Here is a 1,011-nt window from a genome sequence, read left to right as displayed (position 1 = left end):
GGTGGAGCTATGCGGGATCGAACCGCAGACCTCTTCGCTGCCAGCGAAGCGCTCTCCCAGCTGAGCTATAGCCCCAAACCTTTTAATACCTAACGTGTTTAACACGTTGTGTATCGCTGAGTGCGGGGCGCATTCTATGCACCCCCCAAAATAAAGTCAACAGTTTTTTATGCCACTTTATTTAAATGGTTTAATTTTCAACAAACTGGCTATCAGACATGCAAAAAAATACAATTTCGACAAAATTTGGCCTGTACTTCATCTCACAGTACTATAAACAGGTTAATTATCTATTTATACCTCGTTGATGAAGTAATAATGTTTAACATAAAAGGTATACATTTATATGCAAATTGAGTTGGGGTTAAAAAAGTACTAAAACCAAGGCTAAACCCCGCATTTAAGTGTGTTATTAAAATGCGAGGGCTCTATTCGATAACCTTATTATTAAATGCTCAACCCTTCCTTTTTTAAGTTGCTTGTACACACATATAAAAATTGAAGTGAATTAGGCCGTCGTTAAAAGTGCTAGCAAATAATTCGTGCTGTTTTTAAACACTATGTTCCAGTTTGGGTAATAGGCTCTTTTTTGTTGTCATTGTGCCAAAACCCATGGCGTTAATTAAAGTTTATTCGCACTAATGGCAATACAGATAACTGCTTATGCCCTTTAACGTGTTCGTACCTTTTAAAAAGTACCGTATACCAGTTCAATAATTTAAAACCTTATATAGTCATAAATCTTCTTTTTGATAAAACGTCACGCTTACTGTATCAATTTCAACATCGCCTTTTATTAGCTTATTTAAGCAATGCTTTTTATTGTAAGTAAAAATAAGGCAGTCACTTAGTTCAGATTCAGCTGTTAATTTACCCTAACAACTTAAATTTGATGATAAAGTAAACGCCAACCACCCTGCACTGTTTATAAAACCTTCATTCAGCACATTTTTATCATTCAAGTGTTGACACATTTGCAACTCTATCTATAATAGCGCCCCACAACAACGC

The 1,011-nt window shown here is 35.7% G+C and carries 1 tRNA gene; it reads right to left on the bottom strand.

Annotation, left to right across the window (positions count from 1 at the left end):
- Window positions 1-2: 2 nt before the first annotated feature.
- Window positions 3-75, bottom strand: a tRNA-Ala gene (locus MTN96_RS36800).
- Window positions 76-1,011: the final 936 nt, after the last annotated feature.

Source organism: Pseudoalteromonas sp. 2CM28B (assembly GCF_023161935.1).
Note: the sequence above shows the minus strand (reverse complement) of the source record. Positions and strands in the feature narration are given on the sequence as shown.